This window comes from Streptomyces sp. NRRL S-1813, from assembly GCF_000719605.1.
GTDB classification, from domain to species: Bacteria; Actinomycetota; Actinomycetes; order Streptomycetales; family Streptomycetaceae; genus Streptomyces; species Streptomyces decoyicus.
In genome coordinates this window covers 1-17,766 of the sequence record NZ_JOHB01000005.1, presented here as the reverse complement: position 1 = coordinate 17,766, position 17,766 = coordinate 1, and the positions used below count along the sequence as shown (strand labels likewise).

Below are 17,766 nucleotides of genomic sequence, written 5' to 3'. Positions count from 1 at the left end.
CCGCCCGGCCGCAGCAAACGCCGTGCACCGTACGCGTATTGGAGAGGTGATCGATGGGGGTCCCTGGACCCTTTCCCGGTTCTCCGGGGAGGCCCGATGCCCCGGTGCTGGACCGGGAGGAGGTGGACCGTGCCCTGGCGCGGCTCGGCGCCGAGTACGAGGCGATCGAGACGTCGCTGCTCGCGTTGCAGGACCACGCGGGTCGCCGGCTGCTGGAGGGCGCCGATCTGGCCGGCACCACCAAGGAGCGCTGGGCCGCCGCGGAGCGGTCCATCACGGTCCTGTGGTCGCTGTTCGATGCGTATACGGCGGCGCTGGAGGAGGCGCGTGAGCTGCGGGCGCGGCGCCGCTGGCCGTCCCCGGAGGACCTGGCGGAGCTGACGGAGCTGCTGCACGGCGACGCGGTGACGGTGCCGGGCGCGGCCGCGGCCGGCGGCGGCGCGGAGAGCGGTCCGGCGCGGCTGAGCGAACGCTTCAGTCTGGAGGGGCTCGTCGAGCGGATGAACGGGCTGTACGCGCGGTCGCTGGATGTCATCGTGGCCGCCGACGCGGTCTGGCTGGCGCTGCCGGCCCGTATAGACCTGCTCTCGGCCGAGTTGCAGCGCACCCGTTCGCTGGCGCATTCGGTGGGGGTGCGGCCCGGTGAGCATCCGGCGGGCGATGACCTGGAGCGGATCACGGACGAGCTGGTGCGGCTGCGTGCCCAGGTGATAGCGGATCCGCTGGCGTTCTGGCTGTCGTCGTCGACGGGGAGTTCGGCGCCGGGCGGGGGCCGTGCGGACACCGCGCGCTATGACCGTGCGGCCCGTGCGCTGGAGGACATCCGGCGTGAGGTGGCGGCGGTGCTGGACGTGCGGCAGGACGCGGAGCGGCGGCTGATGCAGCTGCGTGACGTGCTGTCGCGGGCGGACCGCACCCTGACCGAGGCCCGGCAGGCCCGCGGTGAGGTGCTGGCGAAGATCGCCGCGTCGGAGGTCCCTGCCGTCAGCGGCCCGTCGACGGCGCTGCACGAGCAGTTGGCGGCGGCCGCCGAGTACCGCAGGCGGTCCCAGTGGCACCGGCTGTCGCCGCTGCTGGACAGCCTGGAGGAGCGGGCGGAGGACGAACTCCACCGCGCCCGGGAGTCGTTGACGGCGGTGACCGCGCCGCTGGCGGTGCGGGCCGAGCTGCGCGGCCGGCTGGACGCGTACAAGGCGAAGGTGGGGCGCCACGGCATGGCGGAGGATCCGCTGCTGACGGAGCGCTATGACGTGGCGCGCCGGATGCTGTGGAGCGCGCCGTGTGATCTGCGGGCGGCCGGGCAGGCGGTGTGGCGCTATCAGCAGGCGGCGGCGGAGGCGATGGTTCCGCCGCAGCTGGAGGGGAGAGGGGAGTCGTGACGGAGCGGGCCGACGAGCGCTGCCAGCGGCGGGACTGCGCGGGCGGTTACGAGGATGTCGGCAGTGGTGAGCTGTACTGCGACGTGTGCGGTCTGGCGCCGGTGGTCTCGTCGGGCGGTCTGGTGTCCTCGCCGCCCACGGGCCTGACGGGCCGGGCGCTCGCGGGCGGCACGGCCGGCCGTGAGGCGGCGGGGGCGCTGCTGACGGTCCCCTCCCCCGGGCCCGGTTCGGGCCGCAGCGCGCCGTCCCGCCCGTCGGCGTCCCGGCGCTCGGTGTCCGGGCGGCTCTCGCGCGCGGTGTCGGGCGGTGGTCCGACGCGCGGCGTCTCGGCGGTGTCGGTGCACAGTTCGGGCAGCGGTTCGTCCTCCGGGGCGGCGCGCGGGCGGCTGGGCGCCGGCCTGGTGGCGGTGCCGGAGGTGCCGCGGCCCGATCCGCGTGCGGCGGTGCTGGAGCATGCCGAGGTCCCGGAGCGCAAGCGGTTCTGTAGCCGGACGGACTGCGGGGCGCCGGTGGGCCGGGGGCGCGGTGAGCGGCCGGGCCGTACGGAAGGGTTCTGCACCAAGTGCGGCCATCCGTACAGCTTCATGCCCAAGCTGCGGCCCGGCGACATGGTGCACGGCCAGTACGAGGTCGTGGGCTGTCTGGCGCACGGCGGGCTCGGCTGGATCTATCTGGCGACGGACCATGCGGTCTCCGACCGGTGGGTGGTGCTCAAGGGGCTGCTGGACACCGGCGACGAGGAAGCGCTGGCGGTGGCGATGTCCGAGCGGCGCTTCCTCGCCGAGATCGAGCACGCCAACATCGTGCGGATCTACAACTTCGTGGAGCACCTCGACCGGGCGACGGGCAGCCTCGACGGCTACATCGTCATGGAGTACGTCGGCGGCAAGTCGCTCAAGGACCTCGCCAACGACCGGCGCACCCCCCAGGGCAGGCGCGATCCGCTGCCGGTCGAAGTGGCCTGTGCGTACGGCATCGAGGCGCTGGAGGCGCTCGGCCATCTGCACAGCCGCGGCTATCTCTACTGCGACTTCAAGGTCGACAACGCCATCCAGCAGCACGACCAGCTCAAGCTGATCGACATGGGCGCGGTGCGCAGGATGGACGACCACGAGAGCCCCATCTACGGCACGATCGGCTATCAGGCACCGGAGATCGCCGCGCTGGGCCCGTCGGTCTCCTCCGACCTCTACACCGTCGCGCGCACCCTCGCCGTCCTCACCTTCGACTTCCAGGGCTATACCAACGTCTTCGCGGACTCCCTGCCCGATCCGGACAACATCGAGGTGTTCCGCACCTACGAGTCCTTCTACCGGCTGCTGGTGCGCGCCACGGACCCGGACCGGGCCCGCCGGTTCGCCTCCGCGGAGGAGATGGCCGAGCAGCTGACGGGCGTGCTGCGGGAGGTGGTGGCGCTCCAGTCGGGCGAGCCGCGGCCCGCGCCGTCCTCGCTGTTCGGGCCCGAACTCCGGGTGGTCGACACGGAGCTGATGGCCGCGGCGGAGGGTGACAGTTCGCTGCTGGGCGCGCGTGGGGCGGCGCCGGCGGGCGCTGCTCAACCGGCGCCCGGCGGCCCCGTGCTGCGCCCCCTGGACGTCGCGGGCGCGGCCCTGGCCCTGCCGGTGCCGCGGGTGCATCCGGGTGACCCGAATGCCGGGCTGCTGGCCGGTCTGCTGGCCGCCCCGCCCGCCGAGCTGCTGGACGCGCTGCGCTCCGCGCCCGCCGACTCCCTGGAGATCCGGCTGCGGAAACTGCGCGCCCGCCTGGAGACGGGTGACGGCGCGGCGGCGCAGCAGGTGCTGGAGGCGATCGCGGCGGAGCCCGCGGAGCAGTGGGCCGCCGCGCAGCGGGGCGGTACGGAGCCCGGCACCTGGGGCGCGGACTGGCGGGTGGTGTGGCACCGCGGCCTGGTCGCGCTGACGACCGGTGACCGCGAGAGCGCCGCGCTGGCCTTCGACGCGGTCTACGACGCTTTCCCCGGTGAGCCGGCCCCGAAGCTGGCGCTGGGGATCTGCGCGGAGCTGCTGGGCCAGCTGGACAACGCCGTGGAGTACTACCGCCTGGTGTGGGCGACCGACCGCAGCTACGTCAGCGCCGCGTTCGGGCTGGCCCGGGTGCGGCTGGCGGCGGGCGACCGTACGGGCGCGGTCGAGGCGCTGGAGTCCGTACCGGAGTCGTCCATCCACTACATCGCGGCGCGGATCGCGGCGGTCCGCGCCCGGCTGCGGGAGCGCCCGCCCCGTGATCCGCTGTCGGCGGATCTGCGGGCGGCCGCCGAACAGGTCGAGGCGCTCGCGGACTTCGGTCTGGACGCCGAGCGACGGGAACAACTCACCACCGAGGTACTGGGCAGTGCCCTGGACTGGGTACTCTCCGGTAGCCACGGTGCCGGGCCGGACGGCTGGGCTGCCGTGGGCGAGCGGCCGGTGCTGCTCGGCAGCCCGCTGGACGAGCGCGGTCTGCGGTTCGGCCTGGAGGGGTCGTACCGCATGCTCGCGCGGCTGGCACAGCGTGGTGAGAAAAGGATCGAACTGGTGGAACGGGCCAACCGCTTCCGCCCCAGGACGTGGGTGTGACATGGGTGTGACTGGGCCGTCCCGGTGTCCGGGCTGTGACGAACCGCTCGATGCGGGGGACAACTTCTGCGGGCGGTGCGGCGCCGATCTTCTGACGCCCGCCGTGCCGCCGGCGTACGGCGCGCCCGCGCACGGCGCCCCCGCCGTACCGCCCCTGCCGGCCGCGCCACCGGCGCCCCCCGGTCCGCCGGGGCCGCCCGGTCCGCCGCCGGCACCCGCACCGTCCGCCGCGGCCGCCCGGACCGCTCCGGCCGGCCCGCCGCCCCCGCCGGACCCGCAGGCCCGTCTCCCGTACGGGGACCCGGGCACGCCCCCGATGCCGAGCCACGCGCCGCCGGTGCCCGGCCATGCCCCCGTGGCCGATCCGCGCGTCGCCGGATACGAGGCGGTCGCCGACGCGGCCGCGGAGGCGGCTGCGGGAGCGGGGGCCGGAGCGGGAGCCGGAGCAGGAGCGGGCGCCGAGTCCGGTGCGCCCGTGCCCGGCGCGGCGCCCATCGCCCCGGGCCCGGCATCAGGTACGCCCGGCACGGACCCCGGTGCGCCCGCCGCGGCCGGGGCCCCGTCCGACACCCCCGCTCAGGGCACCCCCGCCCAGGGCACCCCCCTCTGCGCCGCCTGCCGGTCCGGCGCCGTGGGGCCGGACGGCTACTGCGCGCACTGCGGCCACGCCCAGCCCCGCGAACGCGACCACATGGAGCGTGAGTTGGCGGGCATCGCCGCGGTCAGCGACCGGGGCCACCGGCACCACCGCAACGAGGACTTCTTCGCACTCCGCGCCGCCGCCCTCCCCGACGGCACCCCCGCCGTGGTCGCGGTGGTCTGCGACGGCGTCTCCTCGGCGACCCGTCCGGACGAGGCGTCCACGGCGGCGTCCGAGGCCGCCGGCGAGGCCCTCGGGGCATCGCTGCCGCGCGGCGCACATCCCCAACAGGCCATGCACGAGGCCATCCTGGCGGCCTCCTCCGCGGTCGACGCGCTGGCCGCCGACCCCTCCTCGGCGCATGACGAGCACCGTCAGCAGAACGCCCCGGCCTGCACCTTCGTCGGTGCGGTGGTCGGCGGCGGGCTGCTGACCATCGGCTGGGTCGGCGACAGCCGCGCCTACTGGATCCCCAACGACCGTGCGGCGCCGCCCGCCCGGCTCACCGAGGACGACTCCTGGGCCGCCCAGATGGTCGCCAACAACCTGATGTCCGAGGCCGAGGCGAACGCCGACGAACGGGCGCACGCCATCACGGGCTGGCTCGGCGCGGACGCCTACGAAGTCGAGCCACATACCGCCACTTTCAAGCCGGATGGGCCCGGTGTGGTGGTGGTGTGCACCGACGGGCTGTGGAACTACGCCGAGAGCGCGGAGCAGATGGCCGCCGTACTGCCGCACGACGCCCCCAGCAGGCCCCTGGACAGCGCCCGCACGCTGGTCACCCACGCGCTCGACGGCGGCGGGCACGACAACGTAACGGTGGCGCTGGTGCCGTTCCCCGCACCTGCGGGGCGGGCAGAATCGGCCTGACCAGCTCAAAACCGACCGAGTCGGACGCCGGGGGGAGAGGACCAGGGGACCTGGGGACCTGGGGACCTGGTCCAAAGCACCACGCATCCCGTCCGGGGTGCGGCGCGCCGTACGCCACGTACGGCGCGCCGCACCACCCGCCCTGCACCGCGCGCGCCACGCACCACGTACGACGTACGACGCACCACGTACGACGCATCACGGGCACTGACCGACGGTCACGGCGTCTCAAGGAGCGGAACGGATGGCCAACTTCACCAAGTCCCATGTGCCGCGTTTCTCCGCCGAGGTGTACCAGAACCCCTATCTCCCGGAGGGCGGGCGCGAGGTGCACGCCATCGTCACGGTCACCGCGACCGGGGGCGGCACGACCGGGGGCCGGCCGGTATCCGCAGGAGGTGCCGGCGGGCCGGACGCGGGTGTGGTGATCATGGTGGACTGCTCCGGGTCGATGGACTATCCGCCGGCCAAGATGCGCGGCGCCCGTGAGGCGACGGCCGCCGCCATCGACACCGTGCGCGACGGGGTCGGCTTCGCGGTGGTGGCCGGAACCCACCGGGCCACCGAGATCTACCCCGGCGGCGGCCGGCTGGCCGTGGCCGGTGCCACCACCCGCGCGGAGGCGAGGGAGGCACTGCGGAAGCTGAGTGCGGGCGGCGGTACGGCCATCGGGACCTGGCTGCGGCTGACCGAACGGCTGCTGTCGTCCGCCGGGGCCGCCATCCGGCACGCCATTCTGCTCACCGACGGCCGCAATGAACACGAGTCGCCGCAGGAGCTGCGCGCCGCCCTGGACGCCTGTTGCGGCTCCTTCACCTGCGACGCCCGCGGCGTGGGCACGGACTGGGAGGTCAAGGAGGTCACCGGCATCGCCTCGGCACTCCTGGGCACCGCCGATATCGTCGCCGACCCGGCCGGTCTGACCGCCGACTTCACGCGGATGACGGAGAAGGCGATGGGCAAAGAGGTCGCCGATGTCGTGCTGCGGCTGTGGACCCCGCTGGGCGCCGAGACCGTCTTCGTCAAGCAAGTGGCGCCCACGGTGGAGGACTTGACCGGCCGGCGCAGGGAGTCCGGTCCGCGGTCGGGGGACTACCCGACCGGTTCCTGGGGCGACGAGTCCCGCGACTACCACCTCTGCCTGCGGGTCCCGGCCGCCGGCGTCGGCCAGGAAATGCTCGCCGGACGCGTCTCGTTGATCATCTCCGCACCGGACGGCCCCGCGTCCGCCACCCCGCCGCGGCCCCTGTCGCAGGGGCTCGTACGGGCCGTGTGGACGGACGATGCGGTCGCCTCCACCTCGATCAATCCGCAGGTGGCGCACTACACAGGACAGGCCGAACTGGCCCATGTCATCCAACAGGGGCTCGATGCCCGCAAGTCGGGTGATACCGACGGTGCCACGGCAAAACTGGGCCGCGCGGTACAACTGGCCGGCGCCTCGGGGAACGAGGCGACTGCGAAACTCCTTGCGAAGGTGGTGGACGTCGTCGATGCGGCGACCGGTACTGTGCGACTGAAGGCGAAGGTCGCCGAAGCGGACGAGATGACCCTCGAGACGCGCTCGACGAAAACCATTCGCGTGAAGAAATAGCCACGATCAGTACCGAGCATTACTACCGAAGCGAATCGGTACGGAGGGGGAAGAACCGACATGCCGACCTGCCCGAGCGGCCACCAGTCGGTGGCCGAAGACTGGTGCGAGGTGTGCGGCCAGCGGATGGCGGGCGCTGTCCCCCCGCCGCCCTCCCTGCCTGCGGGATTCCTGAACGCACCGCCCAGCCAGCCGACCGGCCGGCCCGGCCCGCCGCCGGGACAGCCCGGCCCGCCGCCCGGTGGACCCGGCCCCGGCCCCGGCTTCGGCGGCCCCGGCGCTCCTGACAACCAGGGCGGGTACGGCTTCCCGCCGCCCGCACCCGGCCCCGGCGGCCCCGGCCCGCAAGGTGGCCCCGGCCCACAGGGCGGCCAGGGCGGCTATGGCTTCCCGCCCCCCGCACCCGGCCCCGGCGGCCCCGGCCCGCAAGGTGGCCCCGGCCCACAGGGCGGCCAGGGCGGCTACGGTTTCCCGCCGCCCGCGCCCGGCCCCGACCAGTCCGGGCGCCCTGAGGCATGCCCGCAGTGCGGCACGCCGCGTGAGGCGATGGCCCCGTTCTGTGAGGGGTGCCGCTACAACTTCCTCACCAACTCCCCGACGTCCTACGCCCCGCCGCCCGGCCAGCAGGGTGGCCAGGACGGGTACGGCTTCCCGCCGCCCGCCCCCGGCCCGCAGGGCGGCCAGGACGGTTACGGCTTCCCGCCCCCGCAGCAGCCCCAGCCCCCGCAGCAGCAGGGCATGCCTCCCGGCGGCCCCGGCCCCGGCGGCTTCCCCGGCCAGCCCGGCCCGCCCCCCGGCATGCCCGGCCCCGGCCCGGCCGGTCAGCCCGGCCCGCCGCCGCAGCAGCAGGGCGGCGACGACTGGACGCTGAACCCGCCGAGCGCCCAGGCCGGCCCCCCGCCGATGGCACCCGCGCCGCCCGGACCGGGCCCGCAGGCCCCGTACGAGCAGCAGCAGCCCATGCCGTTCCCCCCGCAGCAGCCGGGACCGTACGAACAGCAGCAGCCGCAGGCCCCGTTCGAGCAGCAGCCGCCGCCGTACGAGCAACAGCAGCCGCACGCTCCGTACGAGCAGCAGCCAGGCCCGTACGAGCAGCAGCAGATGCCGCAGCAGCAGCCCGGACCGGACCAGCAGTGGAACGGCGGCCCCGGCCAGGGTCCCGCGGCGCCGCCGCAGGGTCCGCCGCCGGTCGTCGGCACCGGCTGGGTGGTGGCGATCGCCCCGGACCGCGAGTACTTCATGGCGATGATGGGCCGCAGCGGCCCGGAGGCGGCGGGACTCAACCTGCCCTCGTACTCCCCCGAGCAGGTGCTCCCGCTCGCCAACGGCCAGATCGCCGTCGGCCGCCGCCGGAACAACACCGGCGAGGCCCCGGACATCGATTTGGGCAGCGCGCCGGAGGACCCGGGCGTCTCGCACCAGCACGCACTGCTGGTGCAGCAGCAGGACGGCAGCTGGGCGGTGGTGGACCAGAACTCCACCAACGGCACGACGATCAACCTCGCCGAGGACCCCATCCAGCCGTATGTGCCGGTGCCGCTCCATGAGGGCGACCGGGTGCATGTCGGTGCCTGGACCACGCTGACCGTCCGCCGCGGCTGACCCGCCGACGAGGACAGAACGACCCCGGGGCGTGATCAACCGATCACGCCCCGGAGCCATTTCCGTCCGTCGCCGGTCTCTTCGTCCTACGACCGAAGTCCTGGGCCGGGACGTCTGCCACCATGGACGGGTGAACAAGATTCCACGCGGCACGCTCGAGGAGCAGACCTTCTACGAACAGGTCGGTGGCGAGGAGACCTTCCGGCGCCTGGTGCACCGCTTCTACCAGGGAGTCGCCGAGGACCCGCTGCTGCGGCCGATGTACCCGGAGGAGGATCTGGGCCCGGCCGAGGAGCGGCTCGCGCTCTTCCTCATGCAGTACTGGGGCGGCCCCCGTACGTACAGCGACGGGCGCGGCCACCCCCGGCTGCGGATGCGGCATGCCCCGTTCACCGTCGACCGCGCCGCCCATGACGCCTGGCTGCGGCACATGCGGGACGCGGTGGACTCCCTGGACCTGTCCGAGGCACACGCGACGCAGCTGTGGAACTACCTCACCTACGCGGCCGCCTCGATGATCAACGCCGCGGACTGAGGAACATCGGGGCATGAAGAACGTCGCGACCTGAGAATGTCGCGGCCTTAAGGAACACCGCACCGCCTCACAGAGGAATACCTCACACCGGACCGGCATCCGTAAGGAACCGGTCCGGCCCGGTCCGTCCTACGGCACCCGCCGCGTCAGGCCGGTGTCACCGTGAGCCCCGACAGCCCGGTCAGCCCTGCCGGGCCACTCGTCCTTACGGCGATCGACCCGTACGGGGTGCTCAGCCGCAGCCAGCCGCCCGCGGACAGCAGACTCAGCGGCTGGGACCGCGGCGCAGCGGCAGCGGCTCCGGACGAGGCGCCGCCCCCCACGAGCGCACCGGCCCGCGCCGGCCGCAGAAAGCCCAGCGACTGCGCGGCATGGGCGGCGCGCAGCGGAAGGTGGGTGTCGCCGAGGGTGCGCGACCAGATCTCCCGGCCGATACGGTCCCGTTCGCTGCGGGTGCGGTGCTGCGGCGGCAACTCCTCGTCACGGGCCCGGAATTCGGCGACCGCGGCGGCCACCGCACGCACCAGCGTCTCGGGCGCGGGCAGGCCCGGCACCCGCTGCCAGCCGCCGCGCGGCGGCAGCAGCCCGGTCCACGGCGGGCCGGTGACCGCGTCGGGCACGGTCAGCACGTTCGCCGACTCCTCGATGCCGTCGAGGAGTTCACCGGCCGAGACGGTGGCGTCCAGGGTGCTGTCCCCGGCGAGCCGGGCGGTACGGATCGCCAGTACCTCGAAGGACGGCGGGCGGCCGAACACGGCAAGCACCCCGCCGCCGGCCTGGAGGCGTACCGCGGCGGCCTTGTCGTAGTGGATCAGCCGGGCGAGGAAGGCGGCGAGATCCGCCGCCTCCCCCGCGTCGGCCAGGTGCAGCGCCGTCATACCGCGACGGCCCTCTGGTGCGACGCATCGTCCAGATACTCCTTGAGGATCGCCTTCTCCTCCGCGGTGATGCGGCGGGGGCGCTCCTCGGCGAAGTTGAACGGAACGACGACGGTCGAGGCCCGCAGGTAGAGCGTTTCTTCGTCCTTGACCTCGTAGCCGACCGTCATCGACGCCGCGCTGATCTTCGTCACCCACAACTCGACGGTCACCGGTTCGGGCCGGTGCACCAGCGGCCGCACATAGTCGATCTCGTGCCGGGCGACAACCGAGCCGCCCGTGAACGACGGGCTGCCGTCCCCCGGCGCCAGCCGGCGCATGAAGTCGATCCGCGCCTCTTCGAGGTAGCGGACGAACACCGCGTTGTTGACATGGCCGAACGCGTCCATGTCCGACCAGCGCAGGGGGCAGGAGTAGAGGTGACGCACGCCGGTCAGCCCCGGGTCAGCTTCTTGTACGTGGCGCGGTGCGGGCGGGCCGCGTCCGCACCGAGGCGCTCGACCTTGTTCTTCTCGTACGACTCGAAGTTGCCCTCGAACCAGAACCACCTGGATTCGCCCTCGTACGCCAGGATGTGCGTGGCGACGCGGTCGAGGAACCAGCGGTCGTGGGAGACGACCACGGCGCAGCCCGGGAACTCCAGGAGCGCGTTCTCCAGCGACGACAGGGTCTCGACGTCGAGGTCGTTGGTCGGCTCGTCGAGGAGCAGCAGGTTGCCGCCCTGCTTGAGGGTGAGCGCCAGGTTGAGGCGGTTGCGCTCACCACCGGAGAGCACACCGGCCGGCTTCTGCTGGTCCGGCCCCTTGAAGCCGAACGCGGAGACATACGCCCGCGAGGGCATCTCGACGTGGCCGACGTTGATGTAGTCCAGCTCGTCGGAGACCACGGCCCACAGGGTCTTCTTGGGGTCGATGTTCTCGCGGCTCTGGTCGACGTAGGAGATCTTGACGGTCTCGCCGACCTTGATGTCGCCGGCGTCCGGGGTCTCCAGGCCCTGGAGCATCTTGAACAGCGTGGTCTTGCCGGCGCCGTTCGGGCCGATGATGCCGACGATGCCGTTACGCGGCAGCGTGAAGCTCAGGTCCTCGATCAGGACCTTCTCGCCGAAGGCCTTGTTGAGCTTGTCGACCTCGACGACGACATTGCCCAGACGCGGGCCCGGCGGGATCTGGATCTCCTCGAAGTCCAGCTTCCGCATCTTGTCGGCCTCGGCGGCCATTTCCTCGTAACGGGCCAGTCGCGACTTGGACTTGGCCTGCCGCCCCTTGGCGTTGGAGCGCACCCACTCCAGTTCTTCCTTGAGGCGCTTGGCGCGCTTGGCGTCCTTCTGCCCCTCGACCTTGAGACGGGTCTGCTTGGTCTCGAGGTACTTGGAGTAGTTGCCCTCGTAGCCGTGCAGGCGGCCGCGGTCGACCTCGCAGATCCACTGGGCGACGTGGTCGAGGAAGTACCGGTCGTGGGTGACGGCGACGACGGTGCCGGGGTACTTCGCGAGGTGCTGCTCCAGCCACTGCACGGACTCGGCGTCCAGGTGGTTGGTGGGCTCGTCGAGGAGCAGCAGGTCGGGGGCCTCCAGCAGCAGCTTGCACAGCGCGACGCGGCGGCGCTCACCACCGGAGAGGGTGGTGACCGGCCAGTCGCCGGGCGGGCAGCCCAGCGCGTCCATGGCCTGCTCCAGCTGGGTGTCCAGGTCCCACGCGTTGGCGTGGTCGAGGTCCTCCTGGAGCTTGCCCATCTCCTCCATCAGCGCGTCGGAGTAGTCGGTCGCCATGAGCTCGGCGACCTCGTTGAAGCGGTGGAGCTTGCCCATGACCTCGGCGGCGCCGTCCTGCACGTTCTGCAGCACGGTCTTGGACTCGTCCAGCGGCGGCTCCTGGAGGAGCATGCCGACGGTGTAGCCGGGGGAGATGAAAGCGTCACCGTTCGACGGCTGCTCAAGACCGGCCATGATCTTCAGCACCGTGGACTTACCGGCGCCGTTGGGACCCACGACACCGATCTTTGCGCCGGGCAGGAAGCTCAGCGTCACGTCATCGAGGATGACCTTGTCGCCGTGCGCCTTGCGCGCCTTGCGCATCGTGTAGATGTACTCAGCCAAGAGAAACCGTCCGGCAGATTGGATCGATCAGGGTCTGTGCGGCACCGCCCCAAGGCCATCGTGCGACGTGTCCGAGGGAGGGCAGATACACCCCATCTTGCCGTACGCCTGCGCTCTGGCGGAAACGAGTAGGTCAGAGCGCCCCTGCTCAGCGCGACCTGGCATGACGCGGTGTCCGCTTGGTTGCCCTCTGTCAGCGTTGGTCGCTGTCGAGCGGGCCGTTCTCTTCTTGCTCTTTTCTTGCTCTCTTCTTGCCGCACGTCCGCCCGTGGGCCGCACTTCCCCACGGGAAGGAACGGGGGCCGGGACGGCGGACGCCAGCGGCCCCGGAGCGCCACTGCGCTCCGGGGCCTTGGGTTGTTCGATCGACTGCCGCCCGGTCACCGTGAGGTCACCGGGCGGCCGCCGATTGTCACTGCGCGCCGAGTCTCACCGGCACCGGCCGTGTCACCGGGCGCCGGATCTCACCGGGCGCCGAGTGTCACTGGGCGGGGGTGCTGGTCTTCTTCTTACGGAGGAAGAACACCGAGGCGCCGCCGACCACGACGAGGACGACCGCGATGCCCGCGATCATCGGGGTGGCGTTGCTGGAACCGGTCTCGGCCAGGTCGCCGCCCTTGTCGCCGCCCGCGCTGCCGCCCGTGCTGCCACCGACCGAGGCCGGGCTGGGCTGGGTGGAGGGCTTGCCGCCGCCGCTGCCGGCGGTCTTGCAGTCCAGGACGCCGGAGAAGGACTTCTTGAAGCCGCCCTCACCCTTGATGGTGATGTTGTACGGCTGGTCCTCGGCCACCGGGACGGTCACGGTCTGCGACTTGCCCGGCGCGATCTCGATGTTCTTGCCGGAGAGCTGGAAGCGGAAGGCCTCATCGCCCTTGTTGGTCGCCGTGACATCCACGCCGCCCTTGGCGCAGTTCTTCTCGGCGGTGATCGCCGGGATGGCGCCCTGCTTCTTCCAGGAGGCCGTGGCGGCCGCGGAGACCGTGGACTCGCTGGAGCCGGCCAGGATCTGGGTCTGGCTCTTGGCGTGCACGCCGATGCCGGTGAAGGCACGGCCGACCGGGACCTTGGTGGCGGCCTGCGCGGTCAGCGAGGTGCTGCCGTCGGCGGCGCCCTTCGGCACGTCGAAGAACAGCTGGGTGCCGTCGGCGGCGCTGGTGACCGCCTTGCCGTCCTTGCCGACGACCTTCACACCGGCCGCCGCACCGGCGCCGGGGGAGATCGTCACGCTGTCGGCGTTGGTGTGCACGGTGACCGGGCCGAGCTTGCCGCCGGACTTGCCGGAGACGGCCGGCGGGTCCAGCGTCAGGGACGCCGTGGGCTCGCCGACGTTCTGCGCGCTCTTCTCGAGGTAGTCGGCGAGCTTCTCGGCCGCCGGGTCGACCGCGTCCACCTTGGCGTGGTCGGAGAAGCGCCAGATCGCGACCTGGGTGCCGGCCGCGGCGGTCTTCTCGGTGAGGTTCCCGGCACCGGCCTTGGAGGCGAGCGCGGCCAGGTCGTTCACCTGCGGGTACGAGTTCTGCAAGATCCAGCGGATCTTGCCCGCGTCCCCGTTGTTGTGCAGCGACGAGGCGCTCCAGGGCACTTCCTGGTACTTCGCCTGCTGCTGCGTCGGGTTGTGGATGTCGATGCAGTACGTCTGGAGCGTGCCGCCGTTGTCGACCGCCATCTCGAAGAGGCCGGCGCCTACGCGCTGGTCCCCTCCGTCGTTGTGCACGACCGCCTGGTCGAACGTCTTCAGACCGCCGAGCGTGGCGGTGGCACCCCCGTGGGTGGGGGTCGTCTCGTCCGCCGCGGCAGTACCCGCGGTGGCTATCGCACCCGCCGCGACGAGGCCCGAGGCCACGACCGCGGCGGCAAGGCGGGCTGCGCCCCGCCTCTTCATCGAAAGCATGAATTTCCCCTCTGGGCGAGGCGGTCGAGTGGGAGAGGATGCCTCGCCGGAAAGATCCCAAAGAACTCAACAGCCGAACACGTCAGCCCCCGTGAGTACTTGTCGGATCTTATGGAGCAGGTGCATCAGGGTCCCCAGTAATGGCATCCCATAAGCGATCCGAATCGCAATCGTTACCGACAACGGGCACCTTGACCTGGCATTATCGACAAATCCCCAGGACTATTCAGGGCACTGCGGCCTTCTGGGACGAATGGGTTGCGGATGAGGCTGCTGTGACGGACGCTTCCCGAGGCTCCCGGGGCGTCGAAGTCCTGGCACGGGCGTGTCTTTTGGCCGGCGCCTTGCCAACGGTCTCGCCGACGGCCGGCGCCGCGTCGACCGGCAACATCTCTCCCCCGGCCTCGTGTTGTTCCGAGTCCTCCTGTTGTTGCGAGGTCGCATGTCGTGGCGAGGTCTCGTGTCGCTCCGACGTCGCGTGTCGCTCCGAGGTCGCGTGTTGTTCCGAGGTCTCGTGTTGTTCCGAGGTCTCGTGTGGCGATCGTGGTGAGGGCTGCGGTGACGGCGGCGGTGCGGGGTCCGCCTCCGTACGCGGCGCCCGGGTGGCTCTCCGGAACGCGGAAGTGCCGCGCGCGAGATCGTGACCGATCGCCACGGCGTCGACCTCCGCCGAGAACCAGCGCTGCCCGCCCCGCTCGGGAGACTGCTCCCCTTCCCGTAGCCGCAAGCGCCCCTGGACGACGAGTGGTTCACCCACCGCCACCGACGCCGCGACATTGTCGGCGAGCGCGCGCCACGACCGGACCGTATAGAAACTCGTCCCCCCGTCGGTCCAGCGTTCCTGTGCCTTGTCCCACCGACGGGACGTCGCCGCCAGCCGGAACCTCGCCACCGTCACGCCCGCCGTCGTCTGCCGGTGCTCCACCGCCGTCGCGGCATTGCCCACCAGCGTCACCATCGTGTCGTTCACGGAACACGCCTCCCCCGCGTCATGCGCTCGCTCCCGTCATCTGCCGCTCGCGCTGCGTGGATCTCATGCTGCACGGATCCGGCGGGCGCCGCGGCGGCATGTGGACGGGTGACCGGCTGTGGACAACTCGGCCACCCGGGAGAGGGAATCCGCCCTCACATGCCCGCCGCCACACGCCACCGCCGGGCACCCACCGTCAAGCACCTGACGCCAGACACCGACGAGGCCAGGCACCCGCCGTCAGGCCCCTGACGCCACCGCGTACTGCTCCCGTACCTCGCGATAGCGCAACAGCTCGGCGGCGACCGGCTCCAGCACCCGTGCCCGCCCGCACCCGGCCGCCGCAGTCCGCAGCCGTCGCTCGGCGTCCTGCCCGTATCGCCTGGCGGGACCGCGTGCCACCACCCGGCACAGCCACGCCAGCGTCGGCCCGCCCACCGAACCGACGAGCGCGGGCAGCAGCCCGGAGACCCAGGCCGTCCCCTCACCCACACCCGTGACCGCCCCCAGCAGCCACAGCAGGCCGACGACTTGGAGTACGGACAGCAGCCCCTGAAGCGAGGCGGCGACCGTCCACCACCGCGGTTTCACGGCCGGCCCACCGCGCAGCGACTCCTCCGCATCCGCGGCCACCCTGTCCAACGCCTCCGGCAGCCCGTAGGCACCCCGGTCCGCCGCCTCCCGCACCGCCTGGGCCCACGGCGCCGGCAAGCCATGCGACGCCTCACCGGCCACCGTGCGTACGGCCTGCTCCACCACCGGCCGTGCCGCGGCCCGGCCGTCCACCGTCGGCTCGCCCCCACCACCGGCCACCGCCCCGGCCGACGGCGGATGCCCGGACAGCCCGTGCCGCCCCACCACACGCCGCCGCACCCCGTTCCGCCAACGGACGGCCCGACCGCCACCGCTCCGCCCTGTACCGGCCCGCCCGGCACCGGTCATCCCCACTTCGTTGCGCCCGACTTCATTGCGCGTCGCTCCGTTGCGCGTCGCTCCGTTGCGTCCCGCTTCGTCACGCCACGCTTCGTTGCGTCCCCCGCAGGTCTGGCCCACGGCCGCCCGTCCGCCGTCACCCCGCCCCGCTCCCGTCCGCCCCCTACGGGCCCGCGGCGCACCGGCTCGCCCCTCATCGGTCCGCCCTGTGCCCGTCGGCCCACCGGCACCGGTGAAAGCGCCCACGCCCGTCGCCCCCGCCCCGGAGCCGCCGGTCCCCCACCGGCTCCCCCGCCTTCCCCGCATCCGCGCCCACGGTGACCCGCACGCACGCTCCGCATACCGCAGCCAATCCCGTTCCGCCGCGCGCCCGGTGGCCACCGCCCCGACCGCCTCCGCCAGCCGGTCGTCGAACTCCGCCCGGGCCCGTTCGGTCAGCCCCACCTGGCTCTGTGCCACATACACCGACCGCAACCGCTCGGCCGCCGCATCCACATCCGCCGCCAGCCGCCGGTCCGCGGCACCCCGCTCCGCGACGAACTGGCCGAGCGCCTCCCGCAGTTCCCCCACGCCCCGGCCGGTCGCGGCGGACAGCGCGAGCACCGCCGCCCCGGGCTCCCCGTGCTCGCCGAGCGCGAGCCCGTCCTCGTCCAGCAGCCGGCGCAGATCGTCCACCACCTGGTCGGCGGCGTCCCCGGGCAGCCGGTCCACCTGGTTGAGGACGACGAACATGACCTCGGCGTAGCCCGCCAGCGGCCGCAGATACCGCTCGTGCAGCACCGCGTCCGCGTACTTCTCCGGATCCACCACCCAGATCACCGCGTCCACCAGCTCCAGCATCCGGTCCACCTGAGCGCGGTGCTCGGTGGCCGAGGAGTCGTGGTCGGGCAGGTCGATCAGGATGAGTCCGTGCAGCTCGGAGCTGCCGTCCGCCGGAGTGTGCCGCCGGTGCGCGGGCACGCCCAGCCGGTGCAGCAGCCCCTCCGCGCCCGGCCGGCTGCCCGGCCAGACACAGGCCACCGGCTCCGCGGTCGTCGGCCGCCGCGGCCCGACCTGCGAACGATTCGCCCCGGCCAGCGCGTTGAACAGCGACGACTTACCACTGCCGGTCGCCCCCGCAATGGCGACGACGGTGTGCTCACCGGACAGCCGGTAACGCTCGTCCGCCGTCTCCAGTACCCGCCCCGCCCCCTCCAGCGTCCGCCCGTCCAGCCGGGTACGGGACAGCGCGATCAACTCCCGCAACGCATCCAGCCGTCCACGCAGCCCGCCTGCCGCGGCCCGCCGCCCCCCGTCCGCGACCCAGCGGTACCCGCCCCCGCCCCCGCCTTCCACACCCGGCGAACGCGGCTGAACCATTCCCTCACCACGCGACTCGGTACGTGACGCGCCATACGCCCGCATGCCTGTCGCGGCGTAAACCCCACCCCGCGACACCACACCAGCCCCACCAGGCATGGCAGACCCACCAGCCCCACCAGGCATCTCCACCCGCTCCCCGTTCCCCGCCTGCCGCACCGTCGGCCTGGGCACGCCCACATCCCGCGCCCGCCGCGCAATCAACCCGTCATCCCACGCCCCACCCGCCACCGTCGCCCGTCCAACGGACTCCGCCCCCACGCCCGTCTCCCGCCCCTCCACGGGCTCGCCACTCCCTTCGGCCTGCACAGTCCCTACGGATCCCACCGGCACCTCACACCCCACAGACGCCATGTCCTGCCCGGGCGCCGCACACTCCCCCGAGGTCACACACTCCACCGGCCTCTCACCGATCTCCCCCTCCCCAACCCCCTGCCC

Annotated in this window: 12 protein-coding genes; 6 read left to right on the top strand and 6 right to left on the bottom strand. The window is 72.8% G+C overall.

What is annotated here, in order from left to right:
* Positions 1 to 53 precede the first annotated feature (53 nt).
* The 6 genes from IF67_RS0110175 (at position 54) to IF67_RS0110150 (ending at position 9,199) form a co-directional block, all read left to right on the top strand.
* Positions 54 to 1,379 (top strand): hypothetical protein, encoded by a 1,326-nt coding sequence (locus IF67_RS0110175; protein WP_078889368.1) that lies wholly within the window; start codon positions 54 to 56, stop codon positions 1,377 to 1,379.
* The gene (locus tag IF67_RS0110170) at positions 1,376 to 3,955 is read left to right on the top strand and encodes a serine/threonine-protein kinase (RefSeq protein ID WP_030984295.1); all 2,580 of its coding nucleotides are present in this window, start codon (positions 1,376 to 1,378) and stop codon (positions 3,953 to 3,955) included. Before IF67_RS0110175 ends, IF67_RS0110170 begins: the two co-directional genes overlap by 4 nt.
* Position 3,956: 1 nt before the next feature.
* On the top strand, positions 3,957 to 5,468 hold the full coding sequence (locus IF67_RS0110165; protein WP_030984293.1) for a PP2C family serine/threonine-protein phosphatase: 1,512 nt from the start codon (positions 3,957 to 3,959) through the stop codon (positions 5,466 to 5,468).
* Between the two features lie 244 nt (positions 5,469 to 5,712).
* Positions 5,713 to 7,062 carry a vWA domain-containing protein gene (locus IF67_RS0110160; RefSeq protein WP_030984292.1) on the top strand — a complete coding sequence of 450 codons (1,350 nt, stop codon included), beginning with the start codon at positions 5,713 to 5,715 and terminating at the stop codon, positions 7,060 to 7,062.
* Between the two features lie 60 nt (positions 7,063 to 7,122).
* Positions 7,123 to 8,664 (top strand): FHA domain-containing protein, encoded by a 1,542-nt coding sequence (locus IF67_RS39015; RefSeq protein WP_030984290.1) that lies wholly within the window; start codon positions 7,123 to 7,125, stop codon positions 8,662 to 8,664.
* Positions 8,665 to 8,794: 130 nt separating this feature from the next.
* Positions 8,795 to 9,199, top strand: coding sequence for a globin (locus IF67_RS0110150; RefSeq protein WP_030082224.1), 405 nt, complete (start codon positions 8,795 to 8,797; stop codon positions 9,197 to 9,199).
* Positions 9,200 to 9,345: 146 nt separating this feature from the next.
* Here the strand turns inward: IF67_RS0110150 and IF67_RS0110145 are convergent, their stop codons facing one another.
* The 6 genes from IF67_RS0110145 to IF67_RS39005 form a co-directional block, all read right to left on the bottom strand.
* Positions 9,346 to 10,077, bottom strand: a complete 732-nt coding sequence (locus IF67_RS0110145) for a hypothetical protein (RefSeq protein WP_030984288.1) — start codon at positions 10,075 to 10,077, stop codon at positions 9,346 to 9,348.
* Positions 10,074 to 10,505 carry an acyl-CoA thioesterase gene (locus tag IF67_RS0110140; RefSeq protein ID WP_030984286.1) on the bottom strand — a complete coding sequence of 144 codons (432 nt, stop codon included), beginning with the start codon at positions 10,503 to 10,505 and terminating at the stop codon, positions 10,074 to 10,076. Before IF67_RS0110140 ends, IF67_RS0110145 begins: the two co-directional genes overlap by 4 nt.
* A 5-nt stretch (positions 10,506 to 10,510) precedes the next feature.
* The gene (ettA, locus tag IF67_RS0110135; protein WP_030984284.1) at positions 10,511 to 12,175 is read right to left on the bottom strand and encodes an energy-dependent translational throttle protein EttA; all 1,665 of its coding nucleotides are present in this window, start codon (positions 12,173 to 12,175) and stop codon (positions 10,511 to 10,513) included.
* Positions 12,176 to 12,656: 481 nt separating this feature from the next.
* Positions 12,657 to 14,066, bottom strand: a complete 1,410-nt coding sequence (locus IF67_RS0110130) for a Cys-Gln thioester bond-forming surface protein (protein WP_030984282.1) — start codon at positions 14,064 to 14,066, stop codon at positions 12,657 to 12,659.
* Positions 14,067 to 14,292: 226 nt separating this feature from the next.
* Positions 14,293 to 15,036 (bottom strand): single-stranded DNA-binding protein, encoded by a 744-nt coding sequence (locus IF67_RS39010; protein WP_234341046.1) that lies wholly within the window; start codon positions 15,034 to 15,036, stop codon positions 14,293 to 14,295.
* 240 nt (positions 15,037 to 15,276) lie between these two features.
* Entirely contained in the window at positions 15,277 to 17,328 is a 2,052-nt protein-coding gene (locus IF67_RS39005; RefSeq protein WP_037839122.1) for a YfjP family GTPase, read from the bottom strand.
* Between the last annotated feature and the right edge of the window lie 438 nt (positions 17,329 to 17,766).

Bases quoted from the DNA above. Each gene is read 5' to 3' on its own strand.
- IF67_RS0110145 (WP_030984288.1), bottom strand. From the start codon at position 10,077: ATGACGGCGCTGCACCTGGCCGACGCGGGGGAGGCGGCGGATCTCGCC.
- IF67_RS0110160 (WP_030984292.1), top strand. From the start codon at position 5,713: ATGGCCAACTTCACCAAGTCCCATGTGCCGCGTTTCTCCGCCGAGGTG.
- IF67_RS0110165 (WP_030984293.1), top strand. From the start codon at position 3,957: ATGGGTGTGACTGGGCCGTCCCGGTGTCCGGGCTGTGACGAACCGCTC.
- IF67_RS0110130 (WP_030984282.1), bottom strand. From the start codon at position 14,066: ATGCTTTCGATGAAGAGGCGGGGCGCAGCCCGCCTTGCCGCCGCGGTC.
- IF67_RS0110175 (WP_078889368.1), top strand. From the start codon at position 54: ATGGGGGTCCCTGGACCCTTTCCCGGTTCTCCGGGGAGGCCCGATGCC.
- IF67_RS39005 (WP_037839122.1), bottom strand. From the start codon at position 17,328: ATGGTTCAGCCGCGTTCGCCGGGTGTGGAAGGCGGGGGCGGGGGCGGG.
- IF67_RS39015 (WP_030984290.1), top strand. From the start codon at position 7,123: ATGCCGACCTGCCCGAGCGGCCACCAGTCGGTGGCCGAAGACTGGTGC.